The sequence below is a fragment of the Oceanobacillus sp. Castelsardo genome, assembly GCF_001659985.1.
In the GTDB taxonomy this organism is placed as follows: domain Bacteria; phylum Bacillota; class Bacilli; order Bacillales; family Amphibacillaceae; genus Oceanobacillus.
Map to the genome: position 1 here is coordinate 193,259 of NZ_LYCS01000006.1, position 18,749 is coordinate 212,007.

Below are 18,749 nucleotides of genomic sequence, written 5' to 3' on the forward strand. Positions count from 1 at the left end.
AAGCCTACACCAAGCCTAATAATGAATGTTATATTTTCTAAGGAACCTAATTCGCATAAAATAGAATTTAATGTTAAACTATTTCCAGATTAGTGTATGTAGAGGGGGACACCCATTGGCAACAGAAAGAGATGAAAAAAACTGGGAAAAGCATGAAGCAACAATCGAAAAGTTTATCCAAGTCATTGCGAAGAATATGAATTTATATGGAATTACACCGTCAATCGGAAGACTGTATGGTGTACTATTTTTCAATGATGACCCGATGACATTAGATGATATGCGAGATGCTTTATATATGAGTAAAACAAGCATGTCCACAGGCGTTCGTACATTATCCGATATGAAAATGGTGGAATCTGCTTTTCGTAAAGGAATACGAAAAGATCTTTATCAGTCAGAAGAAGATTGGTACAAGTCATTTACCTCTTTATTTGGTAAACGATGGAAATCCCAGACTGAATCAAATATTGAAGAAACGATGGAAGCTATTGATGCTCTAAAAGAAATGCATAAGGACACGGATGATGAAATGCTAAAGGAAAAAATCGAGCATGACTTGGAGAAATTGGAATATGCAAAAAAATATTATCAATGGCTTATGCAATTTATAAAAATTGTAGATTCCGGAGAGATATTTAATTACATTCCAAAGAATAAATAAAATCCGATTGAAAGTTTTAAAAGATAAAAAAACTAGGACATTCGCTATAAGCTTGGCAAATGTTCTAGTTTTTTGTCGTTTAGGAAATTATAAAATTCGCTGCATGTGGATAATTATTCAGAAAAGGTCACGTCCGGCTCCAGCGCCCAGCGACTAGCGAGACTTCCTTCACCTTCGTACGATAAGTCAACATCGACTCACTCCGTTCGTCGTGTTTCCTTTATCTCCTACGGCTCAGTCCAGTCCGTACGTCGCTAAACGGGCGCTTGCGCCTTTGTTCCTATTTAATGACTTCTATATTTTCATACCTACTATCCAAATAATCTACTATGTGAATTAAATATCCTTCAATTGTTTCTGGTGATCTAACGGCTGATCCCCATTCTGGAAGACCGTGATGGCAAAGAATGCAATGAGCCATTTGGTGGATTTCTTCCATCGAAACAGGAATATTTTCTATTTCCATGATTTTAGATAAAATAAGGACACCATAAGGAATATGTCCAACCATGGCTCCTAATTCATCCATTGTAATACCTGCTTGTTTACGATTGTCAAAATTGCTATTAGTAGCAGTTGGAAATAGAAAATGGAAATCTTCAAAGGTTTTTCCCGCATGATCATACTCAAGTAACTTACCGATATCATGAAATAATATACTAGTCATCAGTAAATCATAATTTGGTTGGCTTTCCTTATGTTTCATCGCTCCATAGAACATTTTATATAAATGATCTATCGTATCTTTCCATATAAAAGGCTGACCTTGATTCCCTTCAATTTCTGCCCAAAGCTCATTTTTATGGGCCTTTTCCACAATGTTTATTAATTTCATTAATGCTTTATAGTGGTTATCCTCAAATTTTAAAATGTACCGAGCAAATCGCATTAATCCGACTGTATGCTTTAATAATCCACCTAAATAATTATGGTGATAACCTTTGGCTGCAGGTCTGATAGAAAATTGTTCCCAAAATCGATTCATTGCGGAAAGGCTAATTTCTTTATATGGAGATTTTAATTCATAAAGATATGAAAATAACTCAACTGTCAAACTTTCTAAATCCTGTTTCGTATAAGGTAAATAACTAAAAGGGTTAATTTTCTCCTCACAGGGATTTAATTCATTCACTGTTAACGATTTAAAACCATTGAATTCATCTACCCTGCCAACAACATCGAAAATGGAATGTTGGTCTAATAAAGGTAAGATTCTTTCAACCGCGCCTTGATTATCCCATATTTTAGCTTGGATTAATCCAGTATTATTACTAAACCGAACTTTTAAAAATTCCTTATTCGTTTTTGTTAATTGTACTTGATAATCATTAACTAGTAGACGAACTTGAACTTGATTTCCAGCAGTTTCTTGATCCAAATTAAAAGTATCCTTACCGCTTGGTAAAGATGGTGGGGGAAATTGCTCTAGAATTTTTTCTCGATCTAAGTCACTAATTTCAAAGTTTATAGGAACATTTGAATAAAAATAGGATTGTGTATTTGACATGGTATCACTCCAATTGCGAAGTAAGTTTACTACTAGTTTACTAGACAAGAAAAGTTAATGAAAGAAAAGATTATGGGTAAAAGAATATTTTTACGGAATCCATCATATATATTGGGGTAGATAGAAGTGGACAAGGGGGTAGTGCTGTGATTCTTGGAGTACCTTGGTGGGTTCTTGCAGTTATTATATTAATATTTTTTAGTGGTTATATGGCCTTTCGTGCAATGGTTGCGGAACGAAGACTAGAGCAACAATATGCGGAGAGGGAAGGGAAGGTTTATATAGAACGAATGAGACAAGAAAAAGAACAACGTGACAAAAAAAGACAACAAACCTCGTAGCAGGAAGAAAAATAGAGGTACAACTCATCTTGATAAGTTGTACCTCCATTTGATCTACTGCTAATTAGCCTTTAGCATCCTCTTTAGGTTCTTCTTGTTCTTTTGGCTCTTCCTGTTTAAACATATCTTTAAATTCTTTTATTTTAATATCAACGTCAGCATCTTGAATGATACCATCAATTTTACTTTGTAAAGCAGTCATATCCACTTTTTCGGAAACTAGTTGACGACGGATATCATCTTTCACATCCTCGTATTTTTCAACTTCTCCCTCTTTTTCACGGACATCATTTACTTTGATAATATGGTAACCGTACTGTGTCTTTACAGGGTCACTAATTTCGCCAGGTTTCATGCTATATGCTACATCCTCAAATTCTTTAACCATTTGGCCCGCGGAGAAATAACCTAAATTTCCACCATCTTGGGCACTGTTGTCAGTAGAATACTCTTTAGCAAGCTCTGCGAAATCTTCACCTTTATCTACTTTCTCTTTTACTTCTTTAGCTGTTTTTTCATCAGCCACTAAAATATGTTGTGCATCAATTTCTGTCTTTTGTCTTTCATATCTTTCTTTTATTTCCTCTTCTGAAATTTCAACATCTTCGGCAGCTGCTTGTTCTTGTAATAGGGAGATCCTTATAATGCTACGTAGGCTTTCTTCATCACCGAAGTTTTGTTGAATAACCATATCAAATTGATCTCCATACATTTCTTTCATATTTTCAATTTCACTATCTATATCTTTATCAGAAACCTCATACTTATCTTCCAAAACCTTAGTAGTGACTAATTCTTTTAGTACACCTTCACCATATCGGTTTTTTAGCTCTTCGTAAAATTCATCTTTTGTAACGTCTCCCGCATCTGACTCCATAACAACTTCAGAGTCCGCATTATTGCACGCAGATAATGTTAAGACACTAGCAGATAATGCCACGGCTACAACTAGTTTTTTCATCTAAACGAACACTCCTAATCCTTTAAGTATACTTCTTATTTTATACAGAATTAAATATAACATACATCAATAGGAAATGAATAGTTGTAAACGAAATTACTTGAAAAATACCTAAATTCTGCCACAATTGAAAAGTAGAGCGAGTACTGCTCCTTCTATGGAATTAAAAAGAATCCGGTATTATACCAGATTCTTAATGAGCTTTTAATAATATATCGAAACCGTCATGTTCAGTATGGACATATGCTTCTTTAGGTGCGCGGATAATTTGATTCATATACCAGAAATCAAGGAAAGAAACTCCGATATGAATGCAAGTGAATAATAAAATATATAGATAATATTCAGCAAAAAGATAAGTTAAAATGATTCCGGTAAGTGTAATTAGAATTGTTGGTGAAATTAAAACGATTAAAGACACTTTTTTTGTTATGTGAGTTTTTGTATAATAGGTAAAAATAGGGAAAATCTTCATTTTAAATTTATAACAAATATTGACTCGTTTATTCATCAGAATTAATGGTAAAATATGCATAAACGAATGAATACTTGGTAAAAAACAAACAGATATTAAAAATGGGATAAGACCAGTTTCATGATTACGGTCTGTTCCATGATAAATCGTAAATGGAACATATAAAATGATAAATGTAAGAATGCCAATTAATACAGATATAAATAGCATTCGACTTTGACCGATCTCTTTATTTGGATTAATGGATTTCCAACAATTCATAGTTAAACACCTCTTTTACATTAACAGTTGATCACGTCTTAACTGGCTGTAAGACCCCCACTTCAAGAATTCGGGTTAACCAAGAAATCTAAGTGGGGGACAACAGCCAGTAGCGCCCTGATAAGTTCAACTAACAATCAGTGGGGGATGCAAGAAAACCCCCACTGATTGAGTTTTACTTTATAAGTTACGTTACATAAATAAATTGAAGATTGTTCGAAAGTACTTCATGAATAATAGTACGATTTGAAATAAAAATCAATAGTTATTCTGTAATTTAGATGTGAAAATAAATGACATAAAAAATATAATGAAGAAATGCACAGAATGGGGGGTTAAATATATTGAGGGAGTTTAGGAAGTGTGATACCTCTTCATTTCATATTCAATTAATTTCAAAGGTTATCAATCTTAATAGGTATCCATTTATTAGATTAGTTATTGAAAATAATATTACGGAAAAGGAATATACCGATTTGATGGAATTGTTGAATCGCCTTAATCAGACATACCATCAACAAAAAGAAGAGGGGCTTATAGACTTCACTACACTTCTTGTAAGATTTGCAGGAATGCTAAATGAAAAACTTAACCCAAATGAAACAATAGACGCACTAAAAAAAGAAGGATACTTTCCTTCTTTAATGAATGAGTTTACCAATATAATATTGAGAGAATCGAAAATAAGAAAAAGGTAGAATTACTATTTTTCATCCACTTTCTTGTAGAGCGATTCAATCTTACTATGAAAAGCGATGATTTCCTTCAACCGATTAGAAATATTCTCCATATCTGTTGAAGGTTCTTTATATTGTTCGTCTTCCATTATTTTATGTATTTCCTCTAATGATTCCTTTTGACTTTTTGCTGCATTAACCCATTCCTTAATATAAAAGTTCATAAATGTTTTAAATAATGGTGAATTTGCCTTATATAAATCTTTTCTTACGCCTTTCCTCCAAACACGTTGGACTAAATTCATATCTAATAAACTACGAATATTGGTACTCATAGAAGTTTTGCTTTTACCTAAACCTTCACTCATTTCATCAAGAGTAAGCGCTTTTCCAGAAAGGTATAAATATGAAAATAAACGAGCTTCTAATGGATTTAATCCGAACAATTGAACTGTTTTTGAGAACTCCGTCATGATTTGCTGTGTTTTTTCATTATTTATGATATCCATTAACTTACCATTCCCCTCTATATAAAACCCTACAATAAATAATAAAAAATTAAAAATAGACAGTTATATAGTATTTGGGCGTTATTTTGAGTAATTCAAAGAAATCCTTGCTTATATTTTGTACAGTTTAAACTGTACGTAAAATACATTCGAAAATAATGGTATTTAAAGTTTGTAAAATACTAACAATAAGATATATAGTTATATAGTATTACTTGTTGTTTAGAACTTTTGGTGTAATAAATGTGCTAAAAACTAAACATTTTGCTCGGTAGATAGAAAGGTATGAAACTTTCTTCGTGCATAGTGCAAGTGCAACTAAGGCATTGCCATTCCAATTGCAAATGCCAAGTTTTCCAATTAAATAGATTGAAAGAAAGAGGTGAAAGATATGTCAATCATCCAAGTAGATAAACTAACAAAAGTATTTGGAAAGAATACAAAACAGGCATTAAAACTACTTAATGAGGGCAAATCTAAAGAAGCCATACTGAAAGAAACGGGATGTACAGTTGGGGTTAATCAAGCTTCCTTTTCTGTAGAACCCGGTGAAATTTTTGTGATTATGGGATTATCAGGGAGTGGTAAGTCAACATTAGTACGACTTATTAATCGTTTAATTGAACCAACGATAGGAAGCATTCTTATTGACGGAGAGGATTTATCTAAGATGGATCAATCAGCCCTGCGTCAAGTTAGAAGAGAAAAATTAAGTATGGTTTTCCAGAAGTTCGGTTTATTCCCACATCGAACGATATTAAAGAATGCGGAATACGGACTGGAAATCCAAAATGTACCTAAAGAGGTTCGTGAAAAGAAGGCAAAAGAAGCTTTAGAACTAGTAGGCCTTGGAAATTATTTAGAACAATATCCTGGGCAGCTTTCTGGTGGGATGCAACAACGTGTTGGACTTGCTAGAGCACTAGCGAATGATCCGAAAGTGCTATTAATGGACGAAGCATTCTCGGCACTTGATCCATTAATTCGTAAGGAAATGCAAGATGAATTAATAGATTTACAAACGACGATGCAAAAAACAATCGTCTTTATTACACATGATTTAGATGAAGCATTACGTTTAGGTGATCGGATTGCATTAATGAAAGATGGATCTATTGTACAAATCGGTACACCTGAAGAAATATTAGTTCATCCGGCAAATGATTATGTTGAAAAATTCGTGGAGGATGTTGACAAATCTAAAGTATTGACGGCTCAACATATTATGAAGCGACCAGAAACGATTAATATAGAAAAACATGGTCCACGTGTTGCATTAGAAAGAATGAGGGAAGAAGGTTTATCAAGTATTTTTGTAGTAGATGGTAAAAGAAATTTAAAAGGATACATTACTGCAGATGATGCATCTGATGCACGTAAGAAAGATATTAGAGATTTACAGCAAATAATAAAAACAGACATGCCGACAGTGGATAAAGATACGGCATTGCACGATATATTTTCTATCATTCATGATTCGCAAGTACCTGTAACAGTAGTAGAGGAAGGAAAACTAGTAGGAGTTATTGTCAGAGGTTCTGTTATAGCAGCTCTTGCCGGGGAAGGCGAGGTGAATGTAGATGCTTAATAGTATATTAGGTTTTGTACCCAAACTACCCATTGCGGAAGGTACAGAATGGGTTACAGATAAAACGAAAGAAACGTTTTCATTTTTATTCGAACCGATCAAAGAATATTTAAATGTATTTATGGAATTTTTCACAGAGGATGTATTATTAGCAATTCCACCTGTTATTTTTATTCTTGCTATTGCGGTAATAGCGTTCTTTGTTTCCGGGAAAAAATTTGGTCTTGCCGCTTTTTCCATTGTCGGTCTTTGGTTAATTTATAATCAAGGTCACTGGGAAAATTTAATGTATACTGTCACATTAGTATTGTTGGCAAGTATCTTATCCGTCATTATTGGTGTTCCAATTGGTATTTTAATGTCTAAAAGTAAAATTGCAAATGCTATTATTACGCCGATTCTAGACTTTATGCAAACCATGCCAGCATTTGTTTATTTAATACCTGCTGTAGCATTTTTCAGTATTGGTATGGTTCCCGGTGTATTTGCTTCATTAATATTTGCTACACCTCCAACTGTTCGATTTACAAACCTAGGGATTAGACAGGTATCCAATGAACTAGTTGAAGCCGCAGATGCTTTTGGTAGTACAGGTGCACAGAAATTATTTAAGGTAGAATTACCGATGGCTAAATCAACCATTATGGCAGGAATTAACCAAACCGTGATGCTTGCACTTTCCATGGTTGTTATTGCTTCGATGATTGGAGCAAAAGGTCTAGGTAGAGAAGTTCTTTCCTCTCTTCAACGGGCAGAAGTGGGTACTGGTTTTGTAGCTGGTTTAGGTATTGTTATTTTAGCCATTATCATTGATCGTATTACACAAAATATGAACAAGAAAAAATAAGCTTAGTTGGCATCTTTTCAATTTGAAAAGTTTCCATATAAATATTAAAAGAAGGGGAGATTTTAGTTATGTTTAATCTTAATTGGAAACGTCTAGGTGTTGTAGCTGGACTTTCTTTATCGTTAGTTGCAGCAGGTTGTGGAGCAGCAGATTCGGAAACTGAAGAAAATACCGATTCTGCAACAGATAACCAAGCTACATCAGAAGAACAAAACGAATTAGAGTTAGCTTATGTAGAGTGGGATTCTGAAGTTGCTTCAACAAATGTTATTGGTAAAGTATTAGAAGATTTAGGATATGATGTTACACTTACATCACTTGATAATGCTATTATGTGGGAAGCTGTTTCAACTGGTGATGTTGACGCGATGGTTTCTGCATGGCTACCATTAACCCATGGATCCCAATTCGAACAATATGGTGATCAAATGGAAGATTTAGGGCCAAATTTGGAAGGTGCGAAAATTGGGTTAGTTGTTCCTGAATACATGGATGTTAATTCGATTGCTGATTTGAAAGATGAAGCAGATCAAAAAATTACAGGAATTGAACCAGGTGCTGGTGTAGTTGCTGCGTCAGAACGATCTTTAGAAGACTATGACAACCTTGAAGGCTGGGAAGTACAAACTTCTTCAAGTGGTGCAATGGCAACAGCATTAAGTGAAGCAGTTGAAAGTGAGAAAGAGATTATAGTTACAGGTTGGAATCCACACTGGAAATTCTCTAAATTTGATCTTAAATATCTAGAAGACCCTGAGGGAACATTTGGAGATGCAGAAACGATTAATACAATGGTTCGTGAAGGATTCAAAGAAGATGCGCCTGAAGCTTATCAAGTATTAGATAACTTCTATTGGGAAGTTGAAGATATGGAAGAAGTAATGCTTGCTATTGAGGAAGGAGAAACTCCTGAAGATGCAGCAGCAGCTTGGGTAGAAGAAAATCAAGATAGAGTAGCTGAGTGGACAGAAGGAATTAAGTAATTAAATAAGTATAAAAAAGCTGATGCATATTGTATCAGCTTTTTTGCAGATAAGAAGGTGCAGAAACTTTGTCTTACCTTAGTATCTATTTAATTGGTGGTGGTAGTCTTTACTTTTTCTTCAAGATCTCTTAAACTATTTTCTATTTGTTCTAAGTACTTATGAATATTCTCTTGATGAGGTTCTACTGTGTCTTTCCATTCTTCCACTGATTTCTTAATATCTTGGGTTAAATCCTTGATTAAGGATGCACTTTCTTTTGAAGTTTCAGTTATTTGTCTTTTAAGACGTAGGCCATCTTCTTTTAAATTGTTAAGTAACTCCTTCATATCTTGCTCTCTAAAGCGGTTACGAAAATCTCTTCCTGATGAAGGTGTAGTTAATAAAGCTATGGATGCACTAACAGCTCCGCCAACAATGAGTCCTAAAACGAGTGATTTCGTTCTTGACAAAGATAACACGCTCCTTTCCTTTCATTCCATATTATAACATGATAATTAATAATACTACAGTAAAGCGTTAGTTGAAAGCGATACATTTTGCTTAAGAACAAAAGCGCAAAACGTGGCATTCCTTATGATAATAATTTAATAAGCAAAGTTTTTTCTATGATTCAAAAAAAGGATCCTTAGGCACTATGCCAGAGGACTCCTTCGAAAAAATATTCTGTTTAAGTTGCCGCGATGAACTTTGTTCTCTTCATGATGGATTGGACCACTGGGTAAATTACTACCATGATAAGTGTATTTACTGCAGCAGCAGGTAATACCGCGCCAATTAACATTGCTAAGAAAGTCCCATCACCTAAACCAGCAATTAATGCAACTACTCCTACAAATACGGAACCACTAATTACCGTTCCGATGAAAGTCAAGATAGGTGCACTAACAGCATTGCGAACTTTCTTTTGTAGTAGTACGAAAAGAGCTAAAACAATAAATGCAGATAAAGGCTTATCAATCATGTTTGCAATTTGCCCACCAGGAGCTTGTGTAGTTAAGGCGGAAATGACTCCAGATACTAATGCTAATAACAAAACGTACCTTGCTTTAGGGAATAGAAATACACCCAAAAACATCATGGATAACAACATATCTGGCTTAACCCCAAAAACAAACCCTGGAACGACCGCGTGTAATACAGTACCAATCCCTACTAAAAGTGACAAAGTAATTAAAATGCGAATATTCATTCTTATCTCTCCTCATCTAAGCTTTTCTAAGCTACTCCCAACTGTACACTCGTTGTCAGTTGCGGAAACTTACAGTCATTATAACAAAAATGGTAATAAATAAAAAGTAGTATTTTTTACTTTCTTTGTTTTCAGATTAATCGCGGATATTCTGCCCAATTTCTGTAGCGATTTGTTGTAAATCTTCTGATGTATAGTCATCATTATGAATAATCCAATTAGGTGTATAGCCGTCTCCCTCACCATAACGTGGGATAAGGTGGATATGTAAATGAAATACAGATTGTTCAGCTGCTTCTCCGTTGTTGTTTAATGTATTTAATCCAAGTGGTTGATATGTTTCTTTTATAGCATTTGCCACTTTTGGAATTCGTGCATACAATTCTTTAGCTACTTCAGGTGGTGTTTCGAAAATATCTTTTACATGTGTTTTTGGGATTACCAATGTATGTCCTTTTGTAACTTGTGAAATGTCTAAAAATGCATATACATGTTCATCTTCATAAACTTTCGCTGATGGAATATCACCATTGATAATTTTACAAAAAATACAATTTTCATGATTCATATTGATCACTCCTAATTCATAATAATTATTACTATTGTATATAGGAATAGGAAACAAAGTAAAGTGTTTAGAGTATTGTCTTTACTGAATATTTAAAGTTTATGGTTAATAAAAAGAAATAGGCCCAACCCGCATATGCGAGCTAGACCTATTTTATGAAGAAACAGGATGGTAAACCTAATGAGTGGGGACCGTAAACCTGTTAGACAGAATTTACAAAAACCTTTTTGTCAAAGCCTCAGGAACTGAGACGATATCTGGCAAAAGGGTTTTCTACATTAGAATCGCCAACACTAACACCTCATTTGTGTGTAAAATAGTCTCAAATTCAGAGTAGATTATCGTTCACTAACACCTCATTTGTGTTTTTTTAATATACACAAAATCTATATTAGTAACTCGATCACTAACACCTCATTTGTGATTCACACTTGATTAAGTGTTTGCTGCATCCCGTTTCTTCAGTACCTATTATGAACCTATTTCACAGTTTATATACAAAAAAAGATAAATTTTTTCAGAAAAAAAATAAATCCCTATTTATATGTCGAAATTTTGCTGACAGTTTGTTTTGGAAATGCCCGCTAAAAGTGATAAAATCAAGGGTAATGAAGAGGAGGAAATGATTTGGATTCACTTTTACAAATTGATAATCTTTATGGTGGGTATACACATAAAAACGTCCTTCATGGTATTTCCTTTGATGTAAAACCGAAAGAAATTGTTGGTTTAATTGGATTAAATGGTGCAGGAAAAAGTACAACCATTAAACATGTTATAGGCCTCATGCAACCGAAAAAGGGGAACATTGCTGTAAATGGAAAAACGTTTAGGGAAAGCCCCACAACTTACCGAAAACAAATCGCATATATTCCTGAAATGCCAATACTTTATGATGAATTAACCTTATATGAACACCTTCAACTTACTGCAATGGCGTACGGACTTAATGAAGATATATTTAAGGAAAGATTAGATCCTTTATTAAAAGAATTTCGTATGGAGAAGAAATTGAATTGGTTTCCGGTTCATTTTTCAAAAGGAATGCGTCAAAAAGTAATGATTATGTGTGCATTTTTAATTAATCCACCATTATATATAGTGGACGAGCCGTTCGTTGGGTTAGATCCACTTGGAATACAATCCTATTTACAATTAATGAATGATGTTAAAAACAATGGTGCGGGAGTTTTAATGTCTACACATATATTAGCAACTGCCGAACGGTATTGTGACCGTTTTGTCATTTTGCATGATGGTAAAATTCGTGCAAATGGTACATTGGACGAATTAAGGGACAGTTTCCATATGCCAGGTGCTACTTTGGATGATTTATATGTTCAATTAACAAAGGAAGATAGCCATGTTTGATTCCCATTTGTTTTATAAAAGGCGTTTATCCGCCCATATGAAGGAATTAGGGCGGTATTTACGTTATATATTAAATGGACACATGGCTGTTGTGCTTTTCTTTCTAATTTCAACTTTAGCTGTCTATTATCAGCAAGCTTTAATTCTTTTACCGCCTAATTTTCCAACTGCTGTCATTATTGGGATTTTATTTGGTTTAGTTGCCAGCTATAGTCCTGTACGAACATTATTAAAGGAACCAGACCTTGTATTTATTATTACAGCAGAAGATAAAATGAATGCTTATTTTCGAAATACTTTAATTTATAGCTTCGTCATTCAATTATATTTAATCTTACTTTTAGCGGCAGCTTTAGGACCTTTATATTTTGCTTCTTATCCCGAACGTTCTGGAACCACTTATCTACTTTCTTTACTCGTTTTACTTATAATTAAAATAGGTAATCTTTTCGCAAATTGGTGGATGTTAAAAGTTAGAGATAAGAACACACGACTTTTAGATGTTTTCGCTCGAACCATATTAAACATTGTCATTTTTTATTTTCTTGTACATGGCGATGTTATGTTTGCAGGAATTACGACGATTATTTTTGTTATCATTTTTCTCTATGATTATTACTATTCCAAAAAGCAAATAGGGATTAATTGGGATTTACTAATCGAAAAAGATCAGCATCGCTTGCAGGCCTTTTATCGTTTTGCCAATATGTTTGCAGATGTACCTCATTTAAAGGTACGTGTAAAAAAACGCCAATGGCTCGTTCGTTTAATTACAAAATCAGTTTCATTTCAAAATAAAAATAGTTACGACTATTTATACCGCATTACTTTTGTACGTAGTGGGGAGTATTTAGGGATGTATTTCCGATTAATCGTAATTGGAGGATTATTTATTTTCTTTATCCCGATTATGTGGTTAAAGGTTATTCTTAGCATATTATTTTTATATTTAAGTACTTTCCAAATGATGACGTTGTATCACCATCATCGAGTGAATATATGGTTAGATTTGTATCCAGTTGAATTGGGTGAGCGAAAAAGAGCTGTTATGAAAATTTTATATCAATTAAGTATTGTTCAAACAATTCTTTTTGCTCTTGTCGTAGTTTTATCACAAGACTATTTAGGATTTTTTATTACGTTAATTGGTGGTTTATTATTTAGTTTCGCATTTATTAATGGGTATGTGAGGGCTAAATTGGATTAAAAAAGAAATCAGCGGGATAATCCCGTTGATTTCTTTTTTAGATATCCAATTAAGATTGGAATCTTGGATCTTCTAATAGTCGTTCAATTTCCTCTTTATGATTTGTTTCATCTGCAATTAAATCTTCTAATTTTACAGCAAGTTCTGTTAAACCTAGATTTTCTGCCTGTTGTTTTCTTGTTTCATATCGTTTAACTGTATTTGATTCAGCTTTTAGAGTTGCCTCTAGTAAATCTTTAACATCAGTTGGTTGTGGGACTTCTGCAGCACTAGTTGTCGGTACTCCACCCAGTGATTTAATTTTTTCGGAAAGATATAATGCATGTCCTAACTCATCTGTAATCTCTTCTTCAAAAAAAGGCTTAAGAGCAGAACGATAAAGTCCAGAAACTACGGATGCGCTATAAGTATATTGAATAGCTGCTCCATATTCATGAGATAAATCTTCATTTAATCCATCGATTAATTGTTTCATTTCTTTTTCCACGATTATCCCTGCCTTTGTATTTTTGTTATACTACTTCTATACCACGTTACATATTTTTAAAACATTATATAGAAAAAAGGGGTTACCATCATTGTTGCGGAAAAGAAATCTCATTATATTGCTATCCCTCATGATACTCTTAACTATCTCAATTTGGATTTTTCAAATTATGAATGGCTATGTTCCCTTTGTGGATCAGTGGGTAATTGAACTAGTGGAAGGATATGCGGATACACCTTTATATTCTTTTGCATTTGCAATAACTCATTTGGGGTCAAGGCAATTTTTGATTCCTTTTGTCTTTATATCATCGGTAATTTTGTTATTGATATATAAACATTGGCTTCCTTCCCTTATATTTGCGGGTGGCACACTTTTTTCCCATTTTATAAATGGATTAATTAAAGGTATTATCCAGCGTGAAAGACCTAGCATTATCGTAGAAGCTAATGCGGTGGGCGAAAGTTTTCCATCAGGTCATGCAATGGTATCAATGGTTTGTTATGGTCTACTAGCCTATTTTATTACGAGAAAAGTGAAAGCACGTAGCATATCTTTGGTCATACAGATTATATTATCTTTTCTTGTATTTCTTATCGGGATTAGTAGGTTTATTATAAATGCACACTATTTGACTGATGTTTTAGCGGGATTTGTTATAGGATTCATCTTTCTTATCTGCTACATTTATCTATATGAAAGGCTTCATCGAAAAGAGTCATAAAGTTGTCATAGTTATTTTTAGTAATCAGGTTGTGTTTCGTAATTTAATTCATGTATAATTAATTTTTAGATAAGTAAACCATGAGAGGATATTCGATATGGGAAAACTAACTAAAAAAGCTGAGAATCTATTAATGCTAGCATGGACACAAGCCTTTATCGCAATGGCTGGGAGTTTGTTTTATTCTGAAGCAATGGGATATATCCCCTGTGAGCTATGTTGGTATCAGCGAATTTTGATGTATCCATTAGTCATTGTTTATGGAGTTGCTGCAATTAAGAAAGAAATTAATATTATTCTACCGGGCGTTATTTTAAGTGGAATTGGTATAGTTGTTTCTTTCTATCATTATCTTGTTCAAAAGGTTCCAGCAATGCAGGAAATTGGAGGATCATGTATTGGTGGGGTTCCTTGTAATGTGATGTATGTGAATTATTTTGGTTTTATTACTATACCGTTTTTAGCGTTAGTCGCATTTATTGTTATATTTGTTTTAAGTATACTTTTATCACGTCTTAACTAGCTGACCGACTAAAAACGCAATGTCCTATTGCAACGTGTCGGCACTCGCACGTCCTGTGCTTCGTAACCCCCAATTTAAGAAGTCGAATTTAAACCAAAAAATCTAAGTGGGGGCAACAGCTAGTAGCGCCCTGATAAGTTCAACTAATTATTCTATGGGGGATAAAAGCGCCCCGGCTGAATGAGTTTCACTATATTTAAAGAAAGCAAAGGAGGAAGTAAATAATGGGTAAAAAAATGATAGCAATCATTGGGGTTATTGTCGTCTTAGTCATTGCTTTGTTTTTCGTTGTTCAATATCAAAATAACCAAAAAACGAATGGTGCAGATAATCCTTATGGAACGAGTGATTTAGAGCAAGCAACGATTGATCAGTTGGATGATCCTAATTATCAAAATCAAATTTTACCGGACGAGCTTCAGTCGAAGTTGGAAAATGGGGAAGATGTGACTGTATATTTCTTTAGTCCAACATGTGTATATTGTCAAAATACGACACCATATTTAGCCCCACTTGCGGAAGAAAATGATGTGGATATGAAAATGTTTAATCTATTAGAGTTTGGTGAAGAGGGTATGCCTTATGCTATTAAAAATACTCCAACTTTAGTTCATTTTAAAGATGGGGAAGAAGTAGCAAGAATAGTAGGTCAACAGCCAGAAGAAGAATTTCAGAAGTTTTTTGATGAATATGTACTTAAGTAAATCAAACAAAAGAGCTAACTAGCGTAAAGGCCTAGTTAGCTTCTTCTTTTTCGTATAGAAAATAAGAAGTTGTAAATGGTAAATCATTAGGATAAGCAGGTATTTCTGTTTGCATTATTTTTTGTGCATCGTGATAACGTTGGGATTTTTTCCAGTTATTAAAGTTTTCAACGGACTTCCAAACGGTTAGTATAACAAATTTATTCCCTTTGACAGGTTTTAAAAAACGGTAAGCATGGCAATCATCTATTTTATTTACTAGATTATTTTTTAATCGATCTTCAAATACAACTTGATCTTCTTCATTAACCGAAATGGTATTCATAACAATATAGGCCTTTTTGATAAAATCTCCTGATTGCTTTATGATTTCATATGTTCTACCAGCACTAAAAATTTTCTTATCGTTGTTCTCATAGTAAGCTAGTGCTCCGCTATTACTCGTCATAAAATAAAATGGAATCTTCGGATATTTATCTTCTAGTTTTAGTAGAAAATCCAACGTACCATTTGTCATATGAGCCTTCATCGTACCATCCTTTCTTTTCATCTTATACTTATTATTATATTACCCGACTTAAAGGAATATAAGCTATGTGTATATAGCGGTGAAACTTAAACGAGAAATTATTTAAAATAATTATTAAATAATAGATACTACATTTTACTTTTCGGATTGCGAAATTTGTCGTATAATTAGAAGTGTATTATTACTTGAGGTGAATCGATGCGAAATAATAAGAAGGATCAATTATCAATTCGACATCGCTTAATTAGAAAACTGAAAAAGTATTTTATTTTACTTATTGGTATTTTATTATTTTGTCTCATTAGTTATGGGGCCATTTGGTTTGGTGGAAGTCTAGTTGCTGACAAAGAAAAATTGATATTAGACGGGACTACTACCATTGAAACAGCGAATGGTGAAATTATAGGCAAACTATATAATGAGAATAGAACCTACGTATCTATCGATGAGATACCAGAACATGTAAAAGATGCATTTATTTCCATTGAAGATAGACGTTTTTATGACCATTCAGGTGTTGATTTCCAATCTGTAATACGTGCTGTTTACAAAGACATTCTTGCCATGAGTAAGGTAGAAGGAGCAAGTACTATTACGCAACAATTAGCGAAAAATCTCTTTTTATATAATGATAAAACATGGTCCCGAAAAGCCAAAGAAGTTATGGCGGCTATTTATTTAGAGCAGCAGTATACAAAGGACGAATTATTAGAATTATATTTGAATGAAATCTACTTTGGGAAAGGTGTATATGGATTACAAACAGCGTCTCATTTCTTTTTCTCTAAATCTGTTTCCGATTTAAGCCTCGCAGAAGGTGCTATGTTAGCGGGTCTCGCAAAAGCTCCGAATGGTTATTCACCAATTCATTATCCTGATAAGGCCTTGAAACGAAGAAACATAGTTCTACAGTCTATGGAGGATGCAGGAAAGATTTCTAACGAAACTAAAGTAAAAGAACAAAGTACTAGCCTTGATTTAAATTTGCAAAACGAAAAAGAAGATCCATGGAATGATACTTATATAGATCTAGTAGTAAAAGAGGCGAAGGAAAGATATGAATTATCCCTGGATGATTTAGAAAGAAAAGGTTACCGTATTGTTGTTAATATAGACAATAATATACAGAAAGTTGTTTACAAAAAGTTCCAAGATAGTGATTATTTCCCGGGAAACAATGATGATGTGGAAGGAACATTTGTCATGATGGAGGCGAAAACGGGGAAAATTGTCGCATCTTTAGGAGGAAGAAATTATCAATTTGGTAATTTAAATCGGGTTTTGGTAAAGAGACAACCTGGTTCGACATTCAAACCTTTGGCCGTGTATGGTCCCGCAATGATGAAGAAAGATGTTTATTCAGCATTCTCATTAATTCCCGACAAACAAATGGATGTTCATAATTATATGGTTTCCAATGCGGATAATATGTACGCAAATGTAATTACGATTTATGATGCAATCGTCCAATCCAAAAATACATCTGCTGTTTGGTTGTTGAATGAAATAGGCATTGATTATTCTAAAAAATATTTAGAAAAAATGGGAATGCAAATAGACGATGATGGACTTGCAATTGCTTTAGGTGGATTAACTCATGGAGTCACCCCAATCCAATTGATGGAAGGGTATAGTGCTTTTGTTAATGAAGGGAAAGTGGTGGAATCATATACGATTAGTCGTATTTATGATCGGTATGATGAAGTGGTATTTGAGGCAAAACCGCAAAAAACAGAGGTTTTCAACCCTCAAGTTGCATGGGATATGACTAGAATATTATCTGATACAGTGGATAGGGGAACAGGTAGTGCAGGAGAATATAATAAAGCTTTAGCAGGAAAAACAGGATCTACGGAACATCCCCACGTCCAAGGACAAACAAAAGATGCATGGTTTGTAGGATATACGCCAGAATATGTAAGTGCATTATGGATGGGATATGACCAATCGGATGAAAAGCATTATTTAACAGGTGGAAGTTCTTACCCTACTGCTCTAACTAAATCGATATTAACTGAGTTGGATAAAATAAATTCATTATCTCAAGATTTTATTAAGCCTAATAATGTGGAAGACTTACCCGAGCCTATTTTACTGCCTGAAATAAAGGATGTTCGCGCAGAACTTGAATTCGGAGGGATTTCCTTAGTCAGGGGGAAAATTTCATGGGAAGGGTCTACTGATGACCGAGTGGTTTATCGCATCTATCGTAAAAAGGATGGAATAGATGAACGGGTTGGAGAAGTAACAGGAATGGATGAATTTTATTTAAACTTTAATGTATTTCATTCGAATCAATATTACGTTGTTCCCTATGATCCGCTTACGAAATTGGAAGGGAAAAGGTCTGAAACGGTAAAATTATCATGGTGAAACTGTTTTAAAATAAAAAGATGTTCAAAGGATCCGGTGATAATTTTGTTGGCAAGTTAGCCACGTCCAGCTCCAGCGCCCAGCGACTAGCGAGACTTCCTTCACCTTCGTACGATAAGTCAACATCGACTCAATGTTAAGGAAGGTCGGCTAAAACCGGCCTTTGCGGCCAACGTCGACATACCCCTATGAAGGGGCATGTTTCCTTTATCTCCTACGGCAGGGGAATGTCCGATTAAAACCGCCGCTTTGCGTGGC

At 34.1% G+C, this 18,749-nt stretch carries 21 protein-coding genes; 12 read left to right on the top strand and 9 right to left on the bottom strand.

The genetic code is table 11. The features are described from left to right. Nucleotides 1-115 precede the first annotated feature (115 nt). Nucleotides 116-664, top strand: coding sequence for a GbsR/MarR family transcriptional regulator (locus tag A9178_RS12350; RefSeq protein WP_068675713.1), 549 nt, complete (start codon nucleotides 116-118; stop codon nucleotides 662-664). Between the two features lie 280 nt (nucleotides 665-944). On the opposite strand, the gene A9178_RS12355 is transcribed toward A9178_RS12350, so the two are convergent. After that, the gene (locus A9178_RS12355) at nucleotides 945-2,171 is read right to left on the bottom strand and encodes an HD domain-containing protein (protein WP_068675715.1); all 1,227 of its coding nucleotides are present in this window, start codon (nucleotides 2,169-2,171) and stop codon (nucleotides 945-947) included. 146 nt (nucleotides 2,172-2,317) lie between these two features. On the opposite strand from A9178_RS12355, the gene A9178_RS12360 reads away from it, so the two are divergent. Further along, entirely contained in the window at nucleotides 2,318-2,512 is a 195-nt protein-coding gene (locus A9178_RS12360; RefSeq protein WP_082918189.1) for a sporulation YhaL family protein, read from the top strand. 64 nt (nucleotides 2,513-2,576) lie between these two features. On the opposite strand, the gene A9178_RS12365 is transcribed toward A9178_RS12360, so the two are convergent. Continuing rightward, nucleotides 2,577-3,473 carry a peptidylprolyl isomerase gene (locus A9178_RS12365; protein ID WP_068675716.1) on the bottom strand — a complete coding sequence of 299 codons (897 nt, stop codon included), beginning with the start codon at nucleotides 3,471-3,473 and terminating at the stop codon, nucleotides 2,577-2,579. A gap of 193 nt (nucleotides 3,474-3,666) precedes the next feature. Beyond that, nucleotides 3,667-4,209 (bottom strand): DUF3267 domain-containing protein, encoded by a 543-nt coding sequence (locus A9178_RS12370; RefSeq protein ID WP_068675719.1) that lies wholly within the window; start codon nucleotides 4,207-4,209, stop codon nucleotides 3,667-3,669. Between the two features lie 344 nt (nucleotides 4,210-4,553). Here A9178_RS12370 and A9178_RS12375 point away from each other — a divergent pair, with 344 nt between their 5' ends. Continuing rightward, nucleotides 4,554-4,907: a DUF1878 family protein gene (locus A9178_RS12375; RefSeq protein WP_082918190.1), complete on the top strand. Its 354-nt coding sequence runs from the start codon at nucleotides 4,554-4,556 to the stop codon at nucleotides 4,905-4,907. 5 nt (nucleotides 4,908-4,912) lie between these two features. On the opposite strand, the gene A9178_RS12380 is transcribed toward A9178_RS12375, so the two are convergent. Continuing rightward, on the bottom strand, nucleotides 4,913-5,395 hold the full coding sequence (locus A9178_RS12380; RefSeq protein WP_068675723.1) for a GbsR/MarR family transcriptional regulator: 483 nt from the start codon (nucleotides 5,393-5,395) through the stop codon (nucleotides 4,913-4,915). A gap of 391 nt (nucleotides 5,396-5,786) precedes the next feature. On the opposite strand from A9178_RS12380, the gene A9178_RS12385 reads away from it, so the two are divergent. The 3 genes from A9178_RS12385 (at nucleotide 5,787) to A9178_RS12395 (ending at nucleotide 8,813) form a co-directional block, all read left to right on the top strand. Continuing rightward, the gene (locus A9178_RS12385) at nucleotides 5,787-6,983 is read left to right on the top strand and encodes a quaternary amine ABC transporter ATP-binding protein (protein ID WP_068675725.1); all 1,197 of its coding nucleotides are present in this window, start codon (nucleotides 5,787-5,789) and stop codon (nucleotides 6,981-6,983) included. Further along, a complete protein-coding gene (locus A9178_RS12390; protein WP_068675726.1) occupies nucleotides 6,976-7,830 on the top strand; it encodes an ABC transporter permease in 855 nt (284 codons plus the stop codon). The genes A9178_RS12385 and A9178_RS12390 overlap by 8 nt, the downstream gene beginning before the upstream one ends. A 68-nt stretch (nucleotides 7,831-7,898) precedes the next feature. Further along, nucleotides 7,899-8,813 (top strand): glycine betaine ABC transporter substrate-binding protein, encoded by a 915-nt coding sequence (locus A9178_RS12395; protein ID WP_068675728.1) that lies wholly within the window; start codon nucleotides 7,899-7,901, stop codon nucleotides 8,811-8,813. 89 nt (nucleotides 8,814-8,902) lie between these two features. On the opposite strand, the gene A9178_RS12400 is transcribed toward A9178_RS12395, so the two are convergent. The 3 genes from A9178_RS12400 to A9178_RS12410 all read right to left on the bottom strand — a co-directional run bounded on the left by A9178_RS12400 (nucleotide 8,903) and on the right by A9178_RS12410 (nucleotide 10,573). Next, a complete protein-coding gene (locus A9178_RS12400) occupies nucleotides 8,903-9,274 on the bottom strand; it encodes a YtxH domain-containing protein (RefSeq protein ID WP_369801981.1) in 372 nt (123 codons plus the stop codon). Between the two features lie 209 nt (nucleotides 9,275-9,483). Then, the gene (locus A9178_RS12405; RefSeq protein WP_068675732.1) at nucleotides 9,484-10,005 is read right to left on the bottom strand and encodes a tryptophan transporter; all 522 of its coding nucleotides are present in this window, start codon (nucleotides 10,003-10,005) and stop codon (nucleotides 9,484-9,486) included. A gap of 136 nt (nucleotides 10,006-10,141) precedes the next feature. After that, complete coding sequence (locus tag A9178_RS12410; RefSeq protein ID WP_068675735.1) at nucleotides 10,142-10,573, bottom strand: HIT family protein; 432 nt, start codon at nucleotides 10,571-10,573, stop codon at nucleotides 10,142-10,144. Nucleotides 10,574-11,200: 627 nt separating this feature from the next. Here A9178_RS12410 and A9178_RS12415 point away from each other — a divergent pair. Together A9178_RS12415 and A9178_RS12420 are read left to right on the top strand one after the other, a co-directional pair. After that, nucleotides 11,201-11,944 (top strand): ABC transporter ATP-binding protein, encoded by a 744-nt coding sequence (locus A9178_RS12415; protein ID WP_068675737.1) that lies wholly within the window; start codon nucleotides 11,201-11,203, stop codon nucleotides 11,942-11,944. Further along, on the top strand, nucleotides 11,937-13,151 hold the full coding sequence (locus A9178_RS12420; RefSeq protein WP_068675739.1) for an ABC transporter permease: 1,215 nt from the start codon (nucleotides 11,937-11,939) through the stop codon (nucleotides 13,149-13,151). Before A9178_RS12415 ends, A9178_RS12420 begins: the two co-directional genes overlap by 8 nt. A 49-nt stretch (nucleotides 13,152-13,200) precedes the next feature. Here A9178_RS12420 and A9178_RS12425 read toward each other — a convergent pair whose 3' ends face one another. Beyond that, nucleotides 13,201-13,626 carry a ferritin-like domain-containing protein gene (locus A9178_RS12425; RefSeq protein ID WP_369801982.1) on the bottom strand — a complete coding sequence of 142 codons (426 nt, stop codon included), beginning with the start codon at nucleotides 13,624-13,626 and terminating at the stop codon, nucleotides 13,201-13,203. A 181-nt stretch (nucleotides 13,627-13,807) separates the two neighbouring features. Here A9178_RS12425 and A9178_RS12430 point away from each other — a divergent pair, with 181 nt between their 5' ends. From A9178_RS12430 to A9178_RS12440, 3 genes are all read left to right on the top strand, one after another. After that, a complete protein-coding gene (locus A9178_RS12430; protein ID WP_231889848.1) occupies nucleotides 13,808-14,362 on the top strand; it encodes a phosphatase PAP2 family protein in 555 nt (184 codons plus the stop codon). A 97-nt stretch (nucleotides 14,363-14,459) separates the two neighbouring features. Continuing rightward, nucleotides 14,460-14,885 carry a disulfide oxidoreductase gene (locus tag A9178_RS12435; protein WP_068675743.1) on the top strand — a complete coding sequence of 142 codons (426 nt, stop codon included), beginning with the start codon at nucleotides 14,460-14,462 and terminating at the stop codon, nucleotides 14,883-14,885. A gap of 224 nt (nucleotides 14,886-15,109) precedes the next feature. Continuing rightward, nucleotides 15,110-15,589, top strand: a complete 480-nt coding sequence (locus A9178_RS12440; RefSeq protein ID WP_068675745.1) for a thioredoxin family protein — start codon at nucleotides 15,110-15,112, stop codon at nucleotides 15,587-15,589. 31 nt (nucleotides 15,590-15,620) lie between these two features. Here the strand turns inward: A9178_RS12440 and A9178_RS12445 are convergent, their stop codons facing one another. Further along, nucleotides 15,621-16,118: an antibiotic biosynthesis monooxygenase family protein gene (locus tag A9178_RS12445; RefSeq protein WP_068675747.1), complete on the bottom strand. Its 498-nt coding sequence runs from the start codon at nucleotides 16,116-16,118 to the stop codon at nucleotides 15,621-15,623. Nucleotides 16,119-16,316: 198 nt separating this feature from the next. On the opposite strand from A9178_RS12445, the gene A9178_RS12450 reads away from it, so the two are divergent. Next, nucleotides 16,317-18,491, top strand: a complete 2,175-nt coding sequence (locus tag A9178_RS12450; protein WP_082918191.1) for a transglycosylase domain-containing protein — start codon at nucleotides 16,317-16,319, stop codon at nucleotides 18,489-18,491. The last annotated feature ends 258 nt before the right edge of the window (nucleotides 18,492-18,749 follow it).

Coding starts and splice junctions, on each gene's coding strand:
- A9178_RS12435 (WP_068675743.1), top strand. CDS start 14,460: ATGGGAAAACTAACTAAAAAAGCTGAGAATCTATTAATGCTAGCATGG.
- A9178_RS12445 (WP_068675747.1), bottom strand. CDS start 16,118: ATGAAGGCTCATATGACAAATGGTACGTTGGATTTTCTACTAAAACTA.
- A9178_RS12405 (WP_068675732.1), bottom strand. CDS start 10,005: ATGAATATTCGCATTTTAATTACTTTGTCACTTTTAGTAGGGATTGGT.
- A9178_RS12440 (WP_068675745.1), top strand. CDS start 15,110: ATGGGTAAAAAAATGATAGCAATCATTGGGGTTATTGTCGTCTTAGTC.
- A9178_RS12425 (WP_369801982.1), bottom strand. CDS start 13,626: ATGAAACAATTAATCGATGGATTAAATGAAGATTTATCTCATGAATAT.
- A9178_RS12395 (WP_068675728.1), top strand. CDS start 7,899: ATGTTTAATCTTAATTGGAAACGTCTAGGTGTTGTAGCTGGACTTTCT.
- A9178_RS12380 (WP_068675723.1), bottom strand. CDS start 5,395: ATGGATATCATAAATAATGAAAAAACACAGCAAATCATGACGGAGTTC.
- A9178_RS12450 (WP_082918191.1), top strand. CDS start 16,317: ATGCGAAATAATAAGAAGGATCAATTATCAATTCGACATCGCTTAATT.
- A9178_RS12410 (WP_068675735.1), bottom strand. CDS start 10,573: ATGAATCATGAAAATTGTATTTTTTGTAAAATTATCAATGGTGATATT.
- A9178_RS12370 (WP_068675719.1), bottom strand. CDS start 4,209: ATGAATTGTTGGAAATCCATTAATCCAAATAAAGAGATCGGTCAAAGT.
- A9178_RS12365 (WP_068675716.1), bottom strand. CDS start 3,473: ATGAAAAAACTAGTTGTAGCCGTGGCATTATCTGCTAGTGTCTTAACA.
- A9178_RS12355 (WP_068675715.1), bottom strand. CDS start 2,171: ATGTCAAATACACAATCCTATTTTTATTCAAATGTTCCTATAAACTTT.
- A9178_RS12430 (WP_231889848.1), top strand. CDS start 13,808: ATGAATGGCTATGTTCCCTTTGTGGATCAGTGGGTAATTGAACTAGTG.
- A9178_RS12390 (WP_068675726.1), top strand. CDS start 6,976: ATGCTTAATAGTATATTAGGTTTTGTACCCAAACTACCCATTGCGGAA.
- A9178_RS12385 (WP_068675725.1), top strand. CDS start 5,787: ATGTCAATCATCCAAGTAGATAAACTAACAAAAGTATTTGGAAAGAAT.
- A9178_RS12420 (WP_068675739.1), top strand. CDS start 11,937: ATGTTTGATTCCCATTTGTTTTATAAAAGGCGTTTATCCGCCCATATG.